This window comes from Pseudomonas sp. MCal1 (assembly GCF_026341415.1).
Classification (GTDB): domain Bacteria; phylum Pseudomonadota; class Gammaproteobacteria; order Pseudomonadales; family Pseudomonadaceae; genus Aquipseudomonas.
Map to the genome: position 1 here is coordinate 31,855 of NZ_JAKUMP010000004.1, position 18,618 is coordinate 50,472.

The window sequence follows — 18,618 nt, forward strand, 5'->3', positions numbered from 1 at the left end:
TCCGGGGCGTAGGTAGCTGTCAATTGGAGTCCCACTGAATGGCCCGTATTGCAGGCGTTAACATTCCAGATAACAAGCATACTGTTATCTCGCTGACCTACATCTATGGTGTTGGTCGCACTACTGCACAGAAGATCTGTGCAGAGACTGGGGTAAACCCAGCCGCAAAGATCAAGGATCTGAGCGACGAGCAGATTGAACAGCTGCGTGGCGAAGTGGCGAAGTTCACCACTGAAGGTGACCTGCGTCGCGAAATCAACATGAAAATCAAGCGCTTGATGGACCTCGGTTGCTATCGCGGTCTGCGTCATCGTCGTGGTCTGCCAGTACGCGGTCAGCGTACCAAGACCAACGCGCGTACCCGTAAAGGTCCGCGTAAGCCGATCCGCAAGTAATCGCCCCAGCGAATCGACAGGAATTTAATCATGGCAAAACCTGCTGCTCGTCCTCGTAAAAAAGTTAAAAAGACAGTGGTTGATGGCATCGCCCACATCCATGCTTCTTTTAACAACACCATCGTGACCATCACCGACCGTCAAGGTAACGCTCTTTCCTGGGCTACCTCCGGTGGTTCGGGTTTCCGCGGTTCCCGCAAGTCCACCCCGTTCGCTGCTCAAGTAGCTGCTGAGCGTGCTGGTCAAGCTGCGCTGGAATACGGCCTGAAAAACCTCGACGTGAACGTCAAGGGTCCAGGTCCAGGTCGTGAATCCGCAGTCCGCGCTTTGAACGGCTGTGGCTACAAGATCGCCAGCATCACCGACGTGACGCCAATCCCGCACAACGGGTGCCGTCCGCCGAAGAAGCGCCGCGTGTAATCCAGGAGATTGTAAAGAATGGCTCGTTACATTGGTCCAAAATGCAAACTCGCTCGTCGCGAAGGCACCGATCTCTTCCTGAAGAGCGGCGTGCGCGCGATCGAATCGAAGTGCAACATTGAAGCAGCACCTGGTATCCACGGCCAACGCCGCGGTCGCCAGTCCGACTACGGCACCCAACTGCGTGAAAAGCAGAAGGTCCGTCGTATCTACGGCGTTCTCGAGCGTCAGTTCAGCGGCTACTACAAAGAAGCTGCTGGCAAGAAAGGTGCAACCGGTGAGAACCTGCTGCAACTGCTCGAATGCCGTCTGGACAACGTTGTATACCGTATGGGCTTTGGTTCGACTCGTGCCGAATCCCGTCAGCTGGTATCGCACAAGTCGATCAGCGTTAACGGTCAGACCGTGAACGTTCCGTCCTACCAGGTTCGTGCTGGTGACGTGGTTGCTGTTCGCGAGAAAGCAAAAAACCAACTTCGCATTGTCCAAGCTCTCGATCTGTGTGCCCAACGTGGCCGCGTAGAATGGGTAGAAGTAGACACTGAGAAGAAGTCGGGCGTTTTCAAGAACGTTCCTGCTCGCAGTGATCTGTCCGCCGACATCAACGAAAGCCTGATTGTCGAGCTCTACTCCAAGTAAGGGCTAGAAAATAGGTGCATCCATGCAGATTTCGGTAAATGAGTTCCTGACACCCCGCCACATTGATGTGCAGGTTGTCAGTCCAACCCGCGCCAAGATCACTCTCGAGCCTCTCGAGCGTGGTTTTGGCCACACCCTGGGCAACGCGCTGCGCCGCATCCTGTTGTCCTCAATGCCCGGCTGCGCAGTAGTCGAGGCCGAGATTGACGGTGTGCTCCACGAGTACAGCGCCATCGAAGGTGTACAGGAAGACGTAATTGAAATCCTGTTGAACCTTAAAGGTCTGGCCATCAAGCTGCACGGTCGTGACGAAGTTACGCTGACCTTGTCGAAGAAGGGTTCGGGGGTGGTTACCGCTGCCGATATTCAGCTGGATCATGATGTCGAGATCGTTAATCCCGATCACGTAATCGCTAACCTGGCGTCTAACGGCGCCCTGAACATGAAGCTCACCGTAGCTCGTGGTCGTGGTTATGAACCAGCAGACTCGCGTCAGAGCGATGAAGACGAAAGCCGCAGCATCGGTCGCTTGCAGCTTGACTCTTCGTTCAGCCCGGTTCGCCGTATCGCATATGTGGTGGAAAACGCCCGTGTCGAACAGCGTACCAACCTGGACAAGCTGGTTATTGATCTGGAAACCAACGGTACTCTGGATCCTGAAGAGGCTATCCGCCGCGCTGCAACCATCCTGCAACAGCAGTTGGCTGCGTTCGTCGACCTCAAAGGTGACAGTGAGCCAGTGGTTGTCGAGCAGGAAGACGAGATCGATCCGATCCTGCTTCGCCCGGTTGACGATCTGGAACTGACTGTACGTTCGGCTAACTGCCTTAAGGCGGAAAACATCTACTACATCGGCGACCTGATTCAGCGTACCGAAGTAGAGCTGTTGAAGACTCCGAACCTGGGCAAGAAATCCTTGACTGAAATCAAGGACGTTCTGGCCTCCCGCGGTCTGTCCCTCGGCATGCGCCTCGACAACTGGCCGCCTGCAAGTCTTAAGAAGGACGACAAGGCGACTGCCTGATCGTCGTAATCACCGAACGTAGTGTTTGGTAAGGAATGAACCATGCGTCATCGTAAAAGTGGGCGTCACCTGAGCCGCACCAGCTCGCACCGCAAGGCCATGTTCCAGAACATGGCGGTGTCGCTGTTCGAGCACGAGCTGATCAAAACTACTCTGCCAAAAGCCAAAGAACTGCGCCGCGTTGCCGAGCCGCTGATCACTCTGGCCAAGACAGACAGCGTTGCTAACCGTCGTCTGGCTTTCGACCGTACTCGTTCGAAAGCTATCGTTGGTAAGCTCTTCAACGACCTGGGCAAGCGTTACGCTACCCGTGAGGGTGGCTACCTGCGCATCCTCAAGTGCGGTTTCCGCGCTGGCGACAACGCGCCTATGGCGTACGTCGAACTGGTTGATCGTGCTGTCGGCGGTGAAGCTGTATCCGCTGAGTAAGACATCAGTCTGAAACAAGGAACCGGGCCCAGTGCCCGGTTTTTTGTGCCTGTAAGAAATGCTCCGTTCGTACAAGCATCTACCCTGTTTGGGTCTGCACTATGTGCGGGGATATGTCGTTAGTTTTTCTCTATTGCTGACCACGAGTTAATGAATTTGTGGCTGTCATATTGATGATCGATACTCCCCAACAAGCCGATTAGCCGGCAGTTCAAGACCGATAGAGGAAGAAGATCGCATGAGCCAGAACAAGACGCTTACGACCGCCAGTGGCGCACCTGTCGCCGATAACCAGAACTCTCGCTCCGCCGGCCCTCGTGGTCCGTTGTTGCTCGATGATTTTCATCTGATCGAAAAACTTGCTCACTTCAACCGGGAAAACATCCCTGAGCGTCGTGTGCACGCCAAGGGTTCGGGCGCATACGGCACTTTCACGGTCACTCGCGACATTACGCAGTACACCAGTGCCAAGCTGTTCTCTGCTGTCGGCAAACAGACGCCGACCTTCCTGCGCTTTTCGACGGTGGGTGGCGAGCGTGGCTCGGCCGACACCGAGCGCGATCCGCGTGGCTTCGCCCTCAAGTTCTACACCGAAGAAGGCAACTGGGACATCGTTGGCAACAACACGCCGGTGTTCTTCATTCGCGATCCGCTGAAATTTCCTGACTTTATCCACACCCAGAAACGCCTGCCGCAAAGCAACCTGAAAAGCGCGCAGATGATGTGGGACTTCTGGTCGCATTCGCCTGAAGCGCTGCACCAAGTCACCATTCTGTTTTCTGATCGCGGGATCCCGGACGGCTATCGCCACATGCACGGCTTCGGCAGCCACACCTACAGCCTTATCAACGCTCAAGGCGAGCGGCACTGGGTGAAGTGGCACTACAAGACCAAGCAAGGGATCAAAAACCTCGCGCCGGCAGACGCGGCACGTCTGGCGGGCACAGACCCTGATTACGCCCAGCGCGATCTGTTCGAAGCCATCGAGCGTGGTGACTTCCCGAAATGGAGCGTGTGCATCCAGATCATGACCGAGGCCCAGGCTGCTGCTCACTACGAGAACCCGTTCGACGTAACCAAAACCTGGTCGCAGAAGGAGTTTCCACTGATCGAAGTGGGTGAGCTGGAACTGAACCGTAATCCGCTCAACTACTTTGCTGAAGTCGAGCAAGCTGCGTTCGGTCCAAGCAACATGGTGCCTGGCGTAGGTCTGTCTCCGGATCGCATGCTGCAGGGTCGTGTATTCGCATACGCCGATGCCCACCGCTACCGCGTAGGCACCAACCACCAGCAACTGCCAGTGAACGCCCCGCGCAGCCCGGTGAATACTTACCAGCGCGACGGTTCGATGGCTTTTGGCAGCAATGGCGGCGCAGCGCCTAACTATGAGCCGAACAGCTACGTAGAGTCGCCGAAACAAGCGCCGCACTATGCCGAGCCTGCGCTGGCGTTGAACGGTGCGGCTGATCGCTACGATCACCGTGAAGATACTGACTATTACAGCCACGCCGGTGCGCTGTTCCGCTTGATGAGCGAGGAACAGAAAGCGTTGCTGGTCAGCAATATCGCCGGCGCGATGGCAGGTGTGTCGAGTGATGTCGTCGACCGTCAGTTGCAGCATTTCTACAAGGCCGATCCGGCGTACGGAGAAGCAATCGCAAAGCTGCTTAACGTACAGCTTAGCGAAGTCTAAACGAGAAGCAGAACCGCCCTCATTCGGGCGGTTTTTGCGTTATTTAGGCTGCTTTTCTCAGAATATCTTCGCTTTTATTGCGCGAAGTGGGTGACCTTCCAGTCAGGTTGGTTCAAACTACAGACTTTCAAGCAGGGAGATGTAGGGCGATGCAAGGCCACCCAGACGTTATCGATTACCTCAACACGTTGCTGACCGGCGAACTGGCCGCGCGTGACCAATATTTCGTTCACTCGCGGATGTATGAGGACTGGGGATTCACCAAGCTCTACGAACGAATCAACCACGAGATGGAAGAAGAGGCCGGTCACGCCGATGCACTGATGCGCCGGATCCTGATGCTCGAAGGCACCCCGCGCATGCGCCCGGATGACCTGGATGTTGGTACCACGGTAGAGACCATGCTCGAAGCGGATCTGCGCCTTGAGTACAAGGTGCGTGCCGCGCTGTGCAAAGGCATCGAACTGTGCGAACAACACAATGACTATGTCAGCCGCGAAATCTTGCGCGTTCAGCTCAACGACACTGAAGAAGATCACACCTACTGGCTTGAAAAGCAGCTGGGTCTGATCAAGCTGATCGGTATCCAGAACTATCTGCAGTCGCACGCCTCCTGATCGCAACGGATACGAAAAAGCCCCTGTTACTGACGAAGTGACAGGGGCTTTTTCATGTCCGGCGATCAGGCGCGATCGCGGATCAGCAGCGGCTTGAGGTAATGCCCGGTGTGAGACTGCTTCATCTCGGCCACTTCCTCCGGCGTACCGGTGGCGATGATCTGCCCACCTTTCGAACCACCCTCGGGACCGAGATCCACCAGCCAGTCGGCTGTCTTGATCACGTCGAGGTTGTGCTCGATCACCACCACAGTATTGCCGTGGTCGCGCAGGCGATGCAGTACGTCGAGCAATTGCTGGATGTCCGCGAAGTGCAGACCGGTGGTCGGCTCGTCGAGGATGTACAGGGTCTTGCCGGTGTCGCGCTTGGACAGCTCACGGGACAACTTGACCCGCTGCGCTTCACCACCAGACAACGTGGTCGCCGACTGCCCGAGCTTGATGTACGACAGGCCCACATCCATCAGTGTTTGCAGCTTGCGCGCCAGCGCCGGTACCGCGTCGAAGAACTCCCGAGCTTCCTCAATGGTCATCTCGAGGGTTTCGTGGATGCTCTTGCCCTTGTATTTGATCTCCAGGGTTTCGCGGTTGTAGCGCTTGCTCTTGCACACGTCACACGAAACGTAGATGTCCGGCAGGAAGTGCATTTCCACCTTGATCAGACCGTCGCCCTGGCAGGCTTCGCAACGACCGCCCTTGACGTTGAACGAGAAACGCCCCGGGCCGTAACCACGGGAGCGGGATTCGGGCACGCCGGCGAACAGTTCGCGGATCGGTGTGAACAGACCGGTATAGGTCGCCGGGTTGGAGCGCGGCGTACGGCCAATCGGGCTCTGGTCGATGTCGACGACCTTGTCCAGATGTTCCAAGCCCTTGATGCTGTCGTGGGCTGCCGCCTCCAGGGTGGTCGCGCCATTGAGTGCCGTGGCGCTCAGCGGGAACAGCGTGTTGTTGATCAGCGTCGATTTGCCGGAGCCGGAGACACCGGTCACGCAGGTCAGCAAGCCGATCGGGATTTCCAGGTCTACGTTGCGCAGGTTGTTGCCCCGCGCGCCCTTGAGCGACAGCACCTGCTTCTTGTTGCGCGGTGTGCGTTTGGCCGGCACTTCGATCTTGACGCGGCCCGACAGGTATTTACCGGTCAGCGAGTCCGGATGCGCCATGACCTCGTCCGGCGTGCCTTCGGCGACGATCTGCCCGCCATGAACGCCGGCGCCGGGGCCGATATCCACTACGTAGTCAGCGAGACGGATCGCGTCTTCATCATGTTCGACCACGATCACCGTATTGCCGATGTCGCGCAGATGCTTGAGGGTGCCGAGCAGGCGATCGTTGTCGCGCTGGTGCAGACCAATGGAGGGTTCATCGAGGATATAGAGAACACCTACAAGGCCTGCGCCGATCTGGCTGGCCAGACGAATGCGCTGTGCCTCGCCGCCGGACAGGGTATCGGCACTACGATCCAGCGACAGATAGTCGAGACCGACGTTGACCAGGAATTGCAGGCGCTCGCGGATCTCCTTGAGAATCTTGTCGGCGATTTCACCACGGCGACCGGTCATCTTCAGCGCGCCGAAATAGTCGCAAGCGTCGCCGATCGGCAGGTTGGTCACCGCCGGCAGGGTTTTCTCGCCGACCCACACGTGTCGCGCTTCGCGACGCAGGCGGGTGCCACGGCAATCCGGGCACGACTGGGTGCTGAGGAACTTCGCCAGTTCTTCGCGCACGCTCGCCGATTCGGTTTCGCGGTAGCGGCGCTCGAGGTTCGGCACGATGCCTTCGAACGGATGCGAGCGCTTGACGATGTCGCCCCGGTCGTTGAGGTATTTGAAATCGACGCTCTGCGAACCGCTGCCGTGCAGAATGTATTTCTGCTGGTCGGCCGGCAGCTCGTTGAACGGCTGCTCCAGGCTGAAACCGTAATGTGCGGCCAGTGAGCCGAGCATCTGGAAGTAATAGACGTTGCGCCTGTCCCAGCCGCGGATCGCGCCTTCGGCCAGGGTCAGTTCTCCGTTGACCAGGCGCTTGATGTCGAAGAATTGCTTCACGCCCAGACCGTCGCAGGTCGGGCAGGCACCGGCCGGGTTGTTGAAGGAAAACAGCTTGGGTTCCAGCTCACTGATGGCATGGCCGCAGATCGGGCAGGCGAAACGCGCGGAGAAGATCATTTCTTCGCCCGGCTCGTCGTCCATCGGCGCCACCAGGGCGATGCCGTCGGCCAGCTTCAGCGCTGTCTCGAAGGATTCCGCCAGACGCTGTTGCAGGTCGGCGCGTACCTTGAAGCGATCGACCACGACTTCAATCGTGTGCTTCTTCTGTTTATCCAGTTTCGGCAGTTCGTCCAGCTCGCAGAGCCGGCCGTTGACCCGGGCACGGACGAAGCCCTGGGCGCGCAGTTCCTCGAACACCGACAAGTGCTCGCCCTTGCGCTCGCGAATCACCGGCGCCAGCAGCATCAGCTTGCTGCCTTCCGGCTGAGCCAGCACCAGGTCGACCATCTGGCTGACAGTCTGTGCTTCCAGCGGAATGTCGTGATCCGGGCAGCGCGGCGTACCGACGCGGGCATAAAGCAGGCGCAGGTAGTCGTAGATTTCGGTGATGGTGCCGACCGTGGAACGCGGGTTGTGCGAAGTCGACTTCTGTTCGATGGAGATCGCCGGCGACAGGCCTTCGATGGTGTCGACGTCGGGTTTTTCCATCATCGACAGGAACTGCCGGGCATAGGCCGACAGGGATTCGACATAGCGGCGCTGACCTTCGGCGTACAGCGTGTCGAAGGCCAGGGACGACTTGCCGGATCCGGACAGGCCGGTGATGACGATCAGTTTGTCCCGTGGCAGGGTCAGGTCGATGTTCTTCAGGTTGTGGGTGCGGGCCCCACGAATCAGGATCTTGTCCAAAATGGCCTCGCTCGGCGGGCGTCGAAAACACAGGAGTATACGGCCAAATACTGGATGGATGCACACTATCAAGTGAAGGGTTTTTTGCCTTACATGAAGAGAGTTTCATCTGTACGCGTCAAAGCGTCGCGATATACCCCGTCTCTCGATGGGACTGGTAGAATCGCCGCCGGTTCACACGAGGTTTTTCCATGCACGATCCCCACAGCGAACGCATGAGTGGCAGCGAGACCCGCGCGGCGAGCGGTCTGGCCCTGGTGTTCGCCTTCCGTATGCTTGGCATGTTCATGGTGTTGCCGGTACTGGCCACCTACGGCATGGATCTGGCGGGAGCGACCCCGGCCCTGATCGGGCTGGCGATCGGCGCTTACGGCCTGACCCAGGCGATTTTCCAGATTCCGTTCGGGATCATTTCCGACCGCATCGGCCGGCGTCCGGTGATTTACCTCGGGCTGATCGTCTTTGCCCTCGGCAGCGTGCTGGCGGCTCAGGCCGATTCGATCTGGGGCGTGATTGCCGGGCGGATCCTGCAAGGCGCCGGTGCTATTTCCGCCGCGGTCATGGCGCTGCTTTCCGATCTCACTCGCGAGCAGCACCGCACCAAGGCCATGGCCATGATCGGCATGACCATCGGCCTGTCGTTCGCCGTAGCGATGGTGGTCGGCCCGCTGCTCACCCGTGCGTTCGGTCTGTCGGGTCTGTTCCTTGCTACCGGCGGCATGGCGCTGCTCGGGATCGTGATCGTGATGTTCATGGTGCCGAAATCCACCGGGCCGCTGAGTCATCGCGAATCCGGTGTTGCGCGCCAGGCGCTGATGCCGACGCTCAAGCATCCGGACCTGCTGCGGCTGGATCTGGGCATTTTTGTGTTACATGCGATGTTGATGTCGAGCTTCGTCGCTTTGCCCCTGGCGCTGGTCGAAAAGGCCGGTCTGCCCAAGGAACAGCACTGGTGGGTCTACCTCACAGCCTTGCTGATCTCTTTCTTCGCCATGATCCCGTTCATTATCTACGGCGAGAAGAAACGCAAAATGAAACGAGTTTTGCTCGGCGCCGTGATGACGCTGATGCTCACTGAGCTATTCTTCTGGCAATTCGGCGACAGCCTGCGGGCTCTGGTGATCGGGACGGTGGTGTTCTTCACTGCGTTCAATCTGCTGGAAGCTTCGCTGCCGTCGCTGATCAGCAAGGTTTCACCGGCGGGTGGCAAGGGCACGGCCATGGGCGTGTATTCCACCAGTCAGTTCCTCGGTTCGGCACTCGGCGGGATTCTCGGCGGCTGGATGTTCCAGCATGGCGGTCTGTCGGTTGTGTTCCTCGGATGTGCCGGGCTGGCTGCACTTTGGCTGGCCTTTGCTGTTACCATGCGCGAACCTCCCTACGTGACGAGCCTGCGCCTGCCGCTGTCGCCCGAAGCGATCCGCGAAGCGGGTCTGGTCGAGCGTCTCAAGGCCCTCGTAGGGGTAACTGATGCAGTGATAGTTGCTGATGAAGCGGCGATCTACATCAAACTGGACACCGAATTAATGGATCGCACCACTCTCGAACGCCTGGTGAACAACCCGGCGCAGACTGCGTGCGAAGCCTAGGAGAACGTTATGGCCCGTGGGGTTAACAAAGTCATTCTGGTCGGTACTTGCGGCCAGGATCCCGAAGTACGCTACCTGCCCAACGGTAACGCCGTGACCAACCTGAGTCTGGCGACCAGCGAGCAGTGGACCGACAAGCAGACCGGTCAGAAGGTCGAGAAGACCGAGTGGCACCGCGTATCGATGTTCGGCAAGGTTGCCGAGATCGCTGGCGAATACCTGCGCAAGGGTTCGCAGGTTTACATCGAAGGCAAGCTGCAGACCCGTGAGTGGGAAAAAGACGGTATCAAACGTTACACCACCGAAATCGTGGTCGACATGCAAGGTACCATGCAACTGCTCGGCGGCCGTCCACAACAGGGCGACCAACAAGGCGGTGGCAACAATTATCAGCAGCAGGCGCCACGCCAACAGGCTCCGCGTCCGCAGCAGTCGGCACCTCAGCAGCGTCCGGCCCCGGCTCCGCAGCAGGCTGCACCGCAACCGGCTCCGGATTTCGACAGCTTCGATGACGACATTCCGTTCTGATTCGCTGCTGAGTCCGCTCCAGACAAAAAAGGCCCGTCGCTGAATGCGACGGGCCTTTTTCATGCGCGCAGGTTTTTCAATCGAGAATCAGATGTGGCAGAAACCGGCTCGAATCCTTGGTGATCAGGCTGTTGTCTTCCCGCACACCAATCCCCGCCGCCTGATCGCCGATCACCCATGAGCCGATCAACGTGTAGCTGTCGTCGAATTTCGGCAATGGGGCAAATTCCTGCAGGATGAAGGGCGCATCGGTGTAGGGCCCATCCTCTTTGACGATCAGACCGTCGGCGGTCTGCAACTCGATGTTGGCGCCTTCCCGGGAGAAGTACGGTTTGCGCACCCAGCCCTTGGGCACCGCGCTGCCCGGATTCGGGTCGAGGTGCGCGGCCAGCAGATTCGGGTGGCCCTTGTGCAACTCCCATAGCAGGGGCAGGGCGCCCTTGTTGGAGAGGATCGACTTCCACGCCGGTTCAAAAAACTGGGTGTCGCACCCGGCAATCGCCGCGCCGAACGGCTCGTGGAAGATGAATTCCCAGGCGTGCAGTTTGAACAGGTGCGGGATCCAGCGATCCTCAAGATCCACGAAACGACCGTCAGCGCTCAGGCCGATGTCTTCGATGTCGATATGCCGCGATTCGATGCCGACTTTCTCTGCGATCAGCCGCAGATAATCCGTGGTGCCTTTGTCTTCCACCGAGTCTTTCATCGAGGCGAAGTAAAACGGCCGCGTGAGTTTCAGTTGGGCAAAGGCTTCGTGCAGACGGGTGTCGATGCTGTTGAACTGGTCGGCATGGCGCGGCAGCAGCCCGCGCTCGATGCATTGCTCCAGCCAGCCCCACTGGAACGCCGACGCCTCATAAAGGCTGGTGGGCGTGTCGTAGTTGAGTTCGAGCAGCTTCGCCGGGCCGTTGCCGCTGTAGGAGAAGTCCATGCGCCCGTACAGATGCGGATGACCTTCCAGCCAGGACGTTCGGATCATGTCGTAGTACGGCGTCGGAATGCTCAGACGATCCAGCAGTTCTTCGCTGTGCACGACGCGGTCGACCAGGTCCATGCACATCTCGTGCAGCTCGGTGGTTGGATCCTCCAGATCGTTCTCGATCTGCGCGAGCGTGAACTGGTAGTAGGCGCTCTCGTCCCAGTACGGCTCGTCGTCGATGGTATGAAACAGAAAGCCGAGGCTTTCGGCGGTCTGCTTCCAGTCGTGGCGCTCGGCGCAGTGGATCTTCTTCATGGTCAGCTGCTCGAACGGCCCCAGCCGCCCCAACCACTGCGTGCGCTGGACTGGCTGCCGAAGCCGCCACGGGAGGTGGACGCAGCGACGTTGACCGGTTTGCGGTAATCGCTGTCGTAGTCCCGCTGGCTGCGGCTCGGCGCCGATTCGATGCGGCGGTTCAGCGTCGAGGTGTCGTAGGTCTGGCGGGTATTGCGCTCACGATAAACCGGCCGCGAGTCGATCGCGCGGTTGTTGCTCATGGCATTGCCGATCAGCCATCCGGTGAGCCAGCCGTTGCCTGCACCGCTGGACGAGTGCGAAGTGCTGGTCTGATTGCTCTGCACGGCGGCGGCGTCGCCGGCGGGCATCTGGGCATTGGCGATCGCATCGAGGTTCTGCGCCGGCTCACCGTCCTGCGGCACCTTGAAGCCGCCGAGTTTCGGCACGAAACGGCCGGCGGAATTTTTCTGACACCAGTCGGCGGCAAAGTCCGCGTCGCAGGCAGCCTTGTCGTCGTAGGCCGGGGAAATACGGCGGTGCTCGGCCAGGGCTGCGACATAGGCGTTCGAGCAGACATCCGGTGCCACTTCGGCGTCGACGCATTGTTCGACGCTCTGGAAGTTGCGTTGCTGTTCCTGGGCGGCCACTTCACCGGAAATCGCCAGGGCCACCGAAGCGGCCAGCGACAGTTGAACGTACTTGCTTCGTTTCATCTCAGGCTTCCTGCCGATCAGTAGGACGGGGTCATGCATGCGGCGTTGAGCATACCGACGCTGATCGCCACCGCCGCCACATAAATGCCCGAGGCGATTTCACCGTTGGCAATACGCTGGGACGTGCCCTTGAGCACCAGCCCGGTCGCCAGGAACGCCAGCAATTGCACCACCGCCGCGATCACCGCCCAGAGGACGAAGTCGAGGACGTTGATCGAGTGAGCGATCACGTTGCTCGCCGGAATCGCGAAGCCAATGATTGCGCCGGACAGAGCGATGGCGGCGGCAACGTTGCCGGAACGGATCAGCTCGAATTCCTTGTGCGGCGTGACGCGGGTGTAGACGAACTGAAACAGCATGAACAGCAGCACGGCGCCGATCAGGTAGGCGACGAAACCGACCAGTGCGGCTTTGTTCAGGGAAATGGACAACGCTTCCAGCATGGAAAACTTCCTTTTAAATAGTGCTCAAGTCGGTGGTGTACAGCGAGATGCCCAGCGAAGTGCTCAGGCTGACCGTGCCTTCTTCGTCCTGCTCGACGGAGAACAGCAAGAGCTCGCGGCGATCGGTCAGGCCGGTTTCCCGGGCGTAGAGCATCGAGTGATGGTTGATGGTGTAGGACTCGTCGGGGTTGATCACCTGTTCGGTGAGCGGCACCAGTTCGGTCTGGCCGCGTTCGGTGCCCCATTCACGGGTGTATTCGACACCTTCATGGCGATAGGTCGGGAGGCCGATCAGGCTGTTCGGGCCGGCCAGACGCTGCAGCTCGGCGTTACTGTTGACCGTCACATAGCTGACGTAATTGAACAGCGTCACCGACTCGATCTGGTCGTCACCGGTGACATGGACCTGTACCCAGAATTCTTCATCGTTCAGGTAGTAGCGATGCAGTTTGTTCGACTGACCGAGGTCGATCCAGCCGGCGCTCCAGATGGCCTGGGCGTCGGGAACCCGTACCGAGGTGCTGCCCTCCAGCAACAGGCCGAGGGTCGTGTCGAAGCGGATCGCCTTGCCCTGCGCCAGTCCGAGCGGGCCGCCGGCAGACCTGGACGCCGGTGCGGCCGACTGCCAGTTGCTGGTGCCGAGCAAATCTTTGAACCATCCCATGGGTACATTCCTTGAAGCGGGTGGAGGTATTCGTTGGCAAAACGCCGCTAGTGTACCGGCGTCGTGACAAACCGGCAGGCAAAAAAGAAGGGCACCCGGTGCCCTTCTTTTTTCTTGCCGCCGTTACTGGGCGGACTTCTGCTTCAGACGCTCGAGGATGGCGTTGGCGCTGCCTTCGTTCGGCGTGATGCCGGCTTCGCGCAGCTTGCGATCCAGGTCGTTGCCGGTCGAAGCATCGGCCAGTTCGTCGGCAGCACTCAGCTCGGCCGCGCGTTGCTGCTGCTTGGCTTGCAGACGGTTAAGGGTGCCGACAGCGGTTTCCAGTTTGCCGTTGGCGCCGCCGCTGGCGATCGAAGCGCTGACCTGAGCCTTCTGCACGCTTTCACGGGCCTTGGCCATGTCCACTTGCTGGCGCAGGCTCTTGATCCGCGCTTCGGCCTTGTTGATGTCCTTGCGCATGTTGTCGGCGTAGGTGCCGAATTCGTCGCTCTGTTTTTTCTCGACGCCCAGGTCGTTGGTCAGGGTCGAGATGGCTTCGGCCACTTCCAGTGCCAGATCTTCACGGCCGGCGTTCAGGGCGGAAACGGCCTTGGCTTCCAGGTCCTTGATCTTGGCTTCGTACTCGCTCACGCGGTCGGCAGACAGTTTGTGCTTGGCCATGATGGTGACCAGTTCGCGACGGGCGTTGGACAGCGCGCTGTCGGCGTCACGGATTTCCTGATCGAGGATGCGCAGGGCCTGTTGGTCGGCGATCGCTTCGCCGACTTCGTTGGCGCCGCCGCGCAGCGCGGTGAACAACTTGCTCCAGATGGACTGAGTCATTGGATATTCCCTGTTGATTACTTGAAGAAGTGTTCGAAGGCTTCGCTGGCGCGCTGCACGTTGTCGACCAGGGTTTTCACCTCGGTGACCACGTTGGTCAGGCTCGAATCGGCACTCAGTGCACCAAACATGTTGTAGACGGTCTGGCCGTTGGGCATGGTCTCGATGCCGATCGACGACAGCGGGAACATTTCCCGGCTGCGCAGCACGGCGTCGTTGAAAGCGCGCACGTCGGTGATCGAATCGATGTCCACCAGCACGGTGTCGACGATGATCTGCTGACCGGCGAGGGCGATGTGAATCGGCAGACCGCCGAATTCGTTCATTTCCAGCTTGAGGCTGGGTTCGGAGCTCTGGATCAGAGACAGCGTGATCTCTTGCGAAGCCACCTCGTCCAGCGCCTTGAAAGCGTTGTAGAGGCTATCGATGTTCCAGTTATTGCCTGCGCTCATGTAATTCTCCGACATGAAAGAGCCAGCCAGAATCGGTTGGCGTAGCTGTTGCTCCATTTGCTTGAGCAAGCTCCGGTTTTCCGGAAGCACCCAAGTTTCGTGTTTCACATAACCGGCGGCAGCCAGGCCCGCGCGCATCTGCTTCATGTAGAAGCTCGACGGTTTTTTCGCGGACGGTGTCGAGCGCACTCCCTTTGGGCTCTCTGACTTGGTGGCGGGGGAGCGGCTTTTCATGGCGATGACTCCGTTATGAACATCTCACGCGTGAGCGACACTACAGCCAAATCAAAATGCCATCAATGGCTCACGCGTGAGATTTTTGTGACACACAAACAAAAGCGCCCGCAACGAGGCGGGCGCAGGTTTTTCCGGGTGTGTCCGCGCAGGGCTCAGCGGCTGGCGGCGAGGAACTCGTCGGTGGATACCACGCTGGCATAGGCAAACCCCAGCGCCGACATGAATGCCGCATGCACATGGGCGGCAGGCACGGTCAGGCCGTTGAATTCCAGGTCGCGGGTGGCGCAGGCGTCGTGGATTACCGTGACGGTGTAACCCAGATCTGCCGCCGCACGGGTGATGCCGTCGACGCACATGTGGCTCATGCTACCGACCACCACCAGTTCCTTGATGCCTTGTTCGTCGAGGATCGATTGCAGTTCGGTTTCGCGGAACGAGTTGACGAAATGCTTGAGCACTACCGGCTCGTCGGCGCGGTTGAGCACTTTCGGATGCAGTTTCGCGCCTTCGGAGCCGGGTGTGAAAAACGGCGCCTCGGGCGAGGTGAATTCGTGGCGGATGTGCACCACCGAATCGCCGGCCTCGCGGAATGCCGCGATCAACCGGGCGGCGTTGTCGGCGGCGGCGTCGGCGCCGGCCAGCGGCCACTTGCCTTGGGGGAAGTAGTCGTTCTGGATATCGACTACGATGAGCGCTTGCTTGGCCATGGGTGTGTCCTCGACGTTATGGGTGGGTGTGGATTCAGTATTGGTGCTGGCCACGTTTTCGAGGATTGGCCGCACCGACAATACACAGGGGAAAACTGACAATGGCTGCTGAAAGGATCGTCGCGGAGCTCGGCGTGCTGATCTATCCCGGCGCGCAAATGGCGGCGGTACATGGCCTGACCGATCTGTTCGGGGTGGCCAACCGGATCGCTGCCGAGCATCAGACGGCACAGCTGCCACTGCTGCGGATCAGTCATTGGCAGGTCGACGGTGATCAGCCCCCCGTGCGCGTTTACGACAGCCTTCCCGGTGCCGAAAACGGTTTGCTGGCGGTACTGATCCCACCGTCCATCGCCGGTTTTTCCGCTGCACAGATGCCGGCCGGTCTGATCCCCTGGTTACGTGAGCAACATGCGCGGGGCGCGACACTCGGTGGGGTCTGTGTCGGCTCGTGGTTGCTGGCCGAAAGCGGCTTGCTCGACGGTCGCAGCGCGACCACGCACTGGACGTCGGCCAAGGCCTTCGCCGAGTGTTACCCCAACATCAGGCTCAAGGCCGACACGCCGATTGTCGACGATGGTGACCTGATTACCACGGCAGGGCTGATGGCCTGGTCCGAGCTTGGCTTGCGGCTGGTGGACCGCTTGCTCGGGCCGAGCATCGCCAGCAGCACTGCGCGGTTTCTGGTGGTGGAGCACAGCGACAGCGCAAGCGAGTGCGGAAGCAATTTTGCGCCGATTCTCAATCACGGCGACGGCGCGATTCTCAAGGTTCAGCACTGGCTGCAAGGCAATGGCGCGACCGATGTCTCACTGACGGCGATGGCCGAACGCGCAGGCCTGGAGGAGCGCACTTTCCTGCGGCGGTTTCGTGCGGCGACCGGCCTTAAACCCACCGAATACTGTCAGCATCTGCGGGTCGGCAAGGCTCGGGAAATGCTCGAGTTCACCAATGGCACCATCGACCATATTGCCTGGACGGTGGGTTATCAGGACCCGGGAGCTTTTCGCGCGACGTTCAAGAAAATCACCGGGCTGGCGCCGAGTGAATACCGCACCCGATTCGGCGTCAGCCCGCCGCCGACCGTCGCGAAGTAAACCCGCCTGTCGTGCAAAATGCCGGAGCCGACAGAGCCGTCGTGCAGATTGAAACAGGCGCGGTGCCAGCACGGGGTGTCCAAGTGGCTGATTAACGGGATGTTTCCACTGAGCGCCCGTTGGCCTGATCTCTGCACCCTCTGACCTACATTCAAACCGCCGTTGGAAGGGGGACGCATGACCCCGACATCCCGCAGGAAAGTGGTCGTCGCCCATTCGATTCGGCCCGGCGCGCCACAACATGAAGCGCAGACCAACAAGGCCCTCGCGCGATGGCTGGCGCAGATCCTCGGCCTGAAGTTTGGCGGCAGTTACGACGCCGAAAAACATCGCGGCCGGGATATTTATCTGCTGCCGACCCAGACCCTCGTCGGCGCGGCGGCTCGCGAACTGGGCGTGAGCGGCCCGGACGATTTGTGGGGCGGTTTCGTCGAGCACGACTTCATCTGCACCAAAGCCATCAGCCACGGTTTGCGCAGCCATCAGGCTCATGCACCGCAAGGCTGGTCGCCGCTGTTTTCCGATCGGGTGCGCACCGTGGTGCTGGACGGGCTCAGCGTCTTTGCGCTGGAAGATGCGCGGCCCGCCGCCGAACATCTTTTGTACAGCGGGCCGATCCGTCTCAAGCCGATTCACGCCTGTGCAGGGCGCGGACAGGAAGTGATCAAGAGCCTGGATGCGTTCGACGAAATTCTCGCCCGACCTGACGCTGAAAAACTGTTCAGCGATGGCGTGGTACTGGAGCAGGACTTGAGTCAGGTAACCACCCACAGCGTTGGGCAGTCGTTCATCGGCGACAAAGTGTTGAGTTACTGCGGTGATCAATACTTGACCAGGGACGCCCACGGCGAAGAGGTGTACGGCGGCTCGAACCTGCTGGTGGTACAGGGTGGCTATGAGGACTTACTAAAGCTGGATCTGGCTGACGACGTGCGTCTGGCGATCCGGCAGGCGCAGGTGTTCGACCGGGCGGCGGACGAAGCCTATCCGCGCTTCTACGCTTCGCGGCGCAATTACGACATCGCCCAAGGCCTGGACAGTGAAGGCCGACCGCGCAGCGGCGTGCTCGAACAGTCCTGGCGCATGGGCGGTGCCAGCAGCGCGGAAGTGGCGGCGCTGCAAAGCTTCGTCAACGACCCCTCGATGCGCGCGATCCGCGTGTCGTCGGTGGAAACCTATACCGATCAGGCTCTGCCGGCGGATGCCATCGAGGTGTATCGCGGCCCGGCCGAGAACAGCGACTTTCTCCTCAAATACGTAACGGTCAAATCCTATGACGGCTAGAAGCGAAAGCATTCAAATCGACATTGATGATGAACAGATGAGCGGGACGTTCCTCAGTCCCAAATCGAAAGTCCCCGGCGTATTGTTCGTGCACGGCTGGGGTGGCAGTCAGGAGCGCGATCTGGAACGGGCCAAAGGCATCGCCGGCCTGGGCTGCGTGTGCCTGACGTTCGACTTGCGCGGGCACACCGGCGGCACCGGCATTCCGCTGAGCCGGGTCACCCGCGAAGACAACCTGCGTGACTTGATGGCGGCCTACGACCGGCTGCTCGCCCATCCGGCGCTGGACACCTCGGCGATCGCGGTGGTTGGCACCAGCTACGGCGGTTATCTCGCCTCGATCCTGACCTCGCTGCGGCCGGTGCGCTGGCTGGCGCTGCGGGTGCCCGCGCTGTACCGAGACGAACAATGGCACACGCCCAAGCGCGATCTGGACAAGGCCGACCTGCGCGATTATCGCGGTACGCTGGTGCGTGCCGACAGCAACCGCGCCTTGCACGCCTGCTCGCAATTCACCGGGGACGTGCTGCTGGTGCAATCGGAAACCGACGACTATGTGCCTCACGCGACGATCATGAGTTATCGCGCCGCGTGCCAGCAGACTCACTCGCTGACCCACCGCATCATCGACGGCGCCGACCACGCCCTGAGCGATCCGACCTCGCAGCAGGCCTACACCTCGATTCTCGTCGACTGGATCACCGAAATGGTGGTGGGCGAGCGGTTGAGCATTATTCAGTCCTCATGAT

20 protein-coding genes are annotated in these 18,618 nt (G+C 59.8%); 12 read left to right on the forward strand and 8 right to left on the reverse strand.

Features of this window, described 5'->3' with window-relative positions; all coding sequences use genetic code 11:
* Positions 1–38 precede the first annotated feature (38 nt).
* The 7 genes from rpsM to bfr all read left to right on the forward strand — a co-directional run bounded on the left by rpsM (position 39) and on the right by bfr (position 5,217).
* A complete protein-coding gene (gene rpsM, locus MKZ87_RS08425; protein WP_009045849.1) occupies positions 39–395 on the forward strand; it encodes a 30S ribosomal protein S13 in 357 nt (118 codons plus the stop codon).
* Between the two features lie 30 nt (positions 396–425).
* The gene (gene rpsK, locus MKZ87_RS08430) at positions 426–815 is read left to right on the forward strand and encodes a 30S ribosomal protein S11 (protein ID WP_002555466.1); all 390 of its coding nucleotides are present in this window, start codon (positions 426–428) and stop codon (positions 813–815) included.
* 18 nt (positions 816–833) lie between these two features.
* Positions 834–1,454: a 30S ribosomal protein S4 gene (gene rpsD / locus MKZ87_RS08435; protein ID WP_003176404.1), complete on the forward strand. Its 621-nt coding sequence runs from the start codon at positions 834–836 to the stop codon at positions 1,452–1,454.
* A gap of 22 nt (positions 1,455–1,476) precedes the next feature.
* On the forward strand, positions 1,477–2,478 hold the full coding sequence (locus MKZ87_RS08440) for a DNA-directed RNA polymerase subunit alpha (protein ID WP_003186012.1): 1,002 nt from the start codon (positions 1,477–1,479) through the stop codon (positions 2,476–2,478).
* Between the two features lie 42 nt (positions 2,479–2,520).
* A complete protein-coding gene (gene rplQ / locus MKZ87_RS08445) occupies positions 2,521–2,907 on the forward strand; it encodes a 50S ribosomal protein L17 (protein WP_007955635.1) in 387 nt (128 codons plus the stop codon).
* Between the two features lie 238 nt (positions 2,908–3,145).
* Complete coding sequence (locus MKZ87_RS08450; protein WP_085697677.1) at positions 3,146–4,600, forward strand: catalase; 1,455 nt, start codon at positions 3,146–3,148, stop codon at positions 4,598–4,600.
* Between the two features lie 149 nt (positions 4,601–4,749).
* Positions 4,750–5,217, forward strand: a complete 468-nt coding sequence (gene bfr / locus MKZ87_RS08455; RefSeq protein WP_085697676.1) for a bacterioferritin — start codon at positions 4,750–4,752, stop codon at positions 5,215–5,217.
* 65 nt (positions 5,218–5,282) lie between these two features.
* Here the strand turns inward: bfr and uvrA are convergent, their stop codons facing one another.
* Positions 5,283–8,117: an excinuclease ABC subunit UvrA gene (uvrA, locus tag MKZ87_RS08460; RefSeq protein WP_266200604.1), complete on the reverse strand. Its 2,835-nt coding sequence runs from the start codon at positions 8,115–8,117 to the stop codon at positions 5,283–5,285.
* 191 nt (positions 8,118–8,308) lie between these two features.
* On the opposite strand from uvrA, the gene MKZ87_RS08465 reads away from it, so the two are divergent.
* Both MKZ87_RS08465 and MKZ87_RS08470 read left to right on the forward strand, forming a co-directional pair.
* Entirely contained in the window at positions 8,309–9,706 is a 1,398-nt protein-coding gene (locus tag MKZ87_RS08465) for an MFS transporter (RefSeq protein ID WP_085697674.1), read from the forward strand.
* 9 nt (positions 9,707–9,715) lie between these two features.
* Positions 9,716–10,234, forward strand: coding sequence for a single-stranded DNA-binding protein (locus tag MKZ87_RS08470; protein WP_007966163.1), 519 nt, complete (start codon positions 9,716–9,718; stop codon positions 10,232–10,234).
* Between the two features lie 76 nt (positions 10,235–10,310).
* Here the strand turns inward: MKZ87_RS08470 and MKZ87_RS08475 are convergent, their stop codons facing one another.
* The 7 genes from MKZ87_RS08475 to MKZ87_RS08505 all read right to left on the reverse strand — a co-directional run bounded on the left by MKZ87_RS08475 (position 10,311) and on the right by MKZ87_RS08505 (position 15,488).
* A complete protein-coding gene (locus MKZ87_RS08475; RefSeq protein ID WP_266200605.1) occupies positions 10,311–11,468 on the reverse strand; it encodes a glutathionylspermidine synthase family protein in 1,158 nt (385 codons plus the stop codon).
* A gap of 2 nt (positions 11,469–11,470) precedes the next feature.
* A complete protein-coding gene (locus tag MKZ87_RS08480; protein WP_039771974.1) occupies positions 11,471–12,163 on the reverse strand; it encodes a DUF1190 domain-containing protein in 693 nt (230 codons plus the stop codon).
* Positions 12,164–12,180: 17 nt separating this feature from the next.
* Complete coding sequence (locus tag MKZ87_RS08485) at positions 12,181–12,606, reverse strand: DUF350 domain-containing protein (RefSeq protein ID WP_085697671.1); 426 nt, start codon at positions 12,604–12,606, stop codon at positions 12,181–12,183.
* Positions 12,607–12,619: 13 nt separating this feature from the next.
* Complete coding sequence (locus MKZ87_RS08490) at positions 12,620–13,270, reverse strand: DUF2491 family protein (protein ID WP_085697670.1); 651 nt, start codon at positions 13,268–13,270, stop codon at positions 12,620–12,622.
* Between the two features lie 123 nt (positions 13,271–13,393).
* Positions 13,394–14,092 (reverse strand): PspA/IM30 family protein, encoded by a 699-nt coding sequence (locus MKZ87_RS08495; RefSeq protein ID WP_007955625.1) that lies wholly within the window; start codon positions 14,090–14,092, stop codon positions 13,394–13,396.
* Between the two features lie 17 nt (positions 14,093–14,109).
* Positions 14,110–14,778, reverse strand: a complete 669-nt coding sequence (locus tag MKZ87_RS08500; protein ID WP_007955624.1) for a YjfI family protein — start codon at positions 14,776–14,778, stop codon at positions 14,110–14,112.
* 155 nt (positions 14,779–14,933) lie between these two features.
* Entirely contained in the window at positions 14,934–15,488 is a 555-nt protein-coding gene (locus MKZ87_RS08505) for a cysteine hydrolase family protein (protein WP_266200606.1), read from the reverse strand.
* Between the two features lie 101 nt (positions 15,489–15,589).
* Between MKZ87_RS08505 and MKZ87_RS08510 the strand changes: the two genes are divergently transcribed.
* From MKZ87_RS08510 to MKZ87_RS08520, 3 genes are all read left to right on the forward strand, one after another.
* A complete protein-coding gene (locus MKZ87_RS08510) occupies positions 15,590–16,585 on the forward strand; it encodes a GlxA family transcriptional regulator (RefSeq protein WP_085697668.1) in 996 nt (331 codons plus the stop codon).
* 177 nt (positions 16,586–16,762) lie between these two features.
* Entirely contained in the window at positions 16,763–17,869 is a 1,107-nt protein-coding gene (locus tag MKZ87_RS08515; RefSeq protein WP_266200608.1) for a DUF3182 family protein, read from the forward strand.
* Positions 17,859–18,617 (forward strand): alpha/beta hydrolase family protein, encoded by a 759-nt coding sequence (locus tag MKZ87_RS08520; protein ID WP_085705118.1) that lies wholly within the window; start codon positions 17,859–17,861, stop codon positions 18,615–18,617. The genes MKZ87_RS08515 and MKZ87_RS08520 overlap by 11 nt, the downstream gene beginning before the upstream one ends.
* Position 18,618 lies beyond the last annotated feature (1 nt).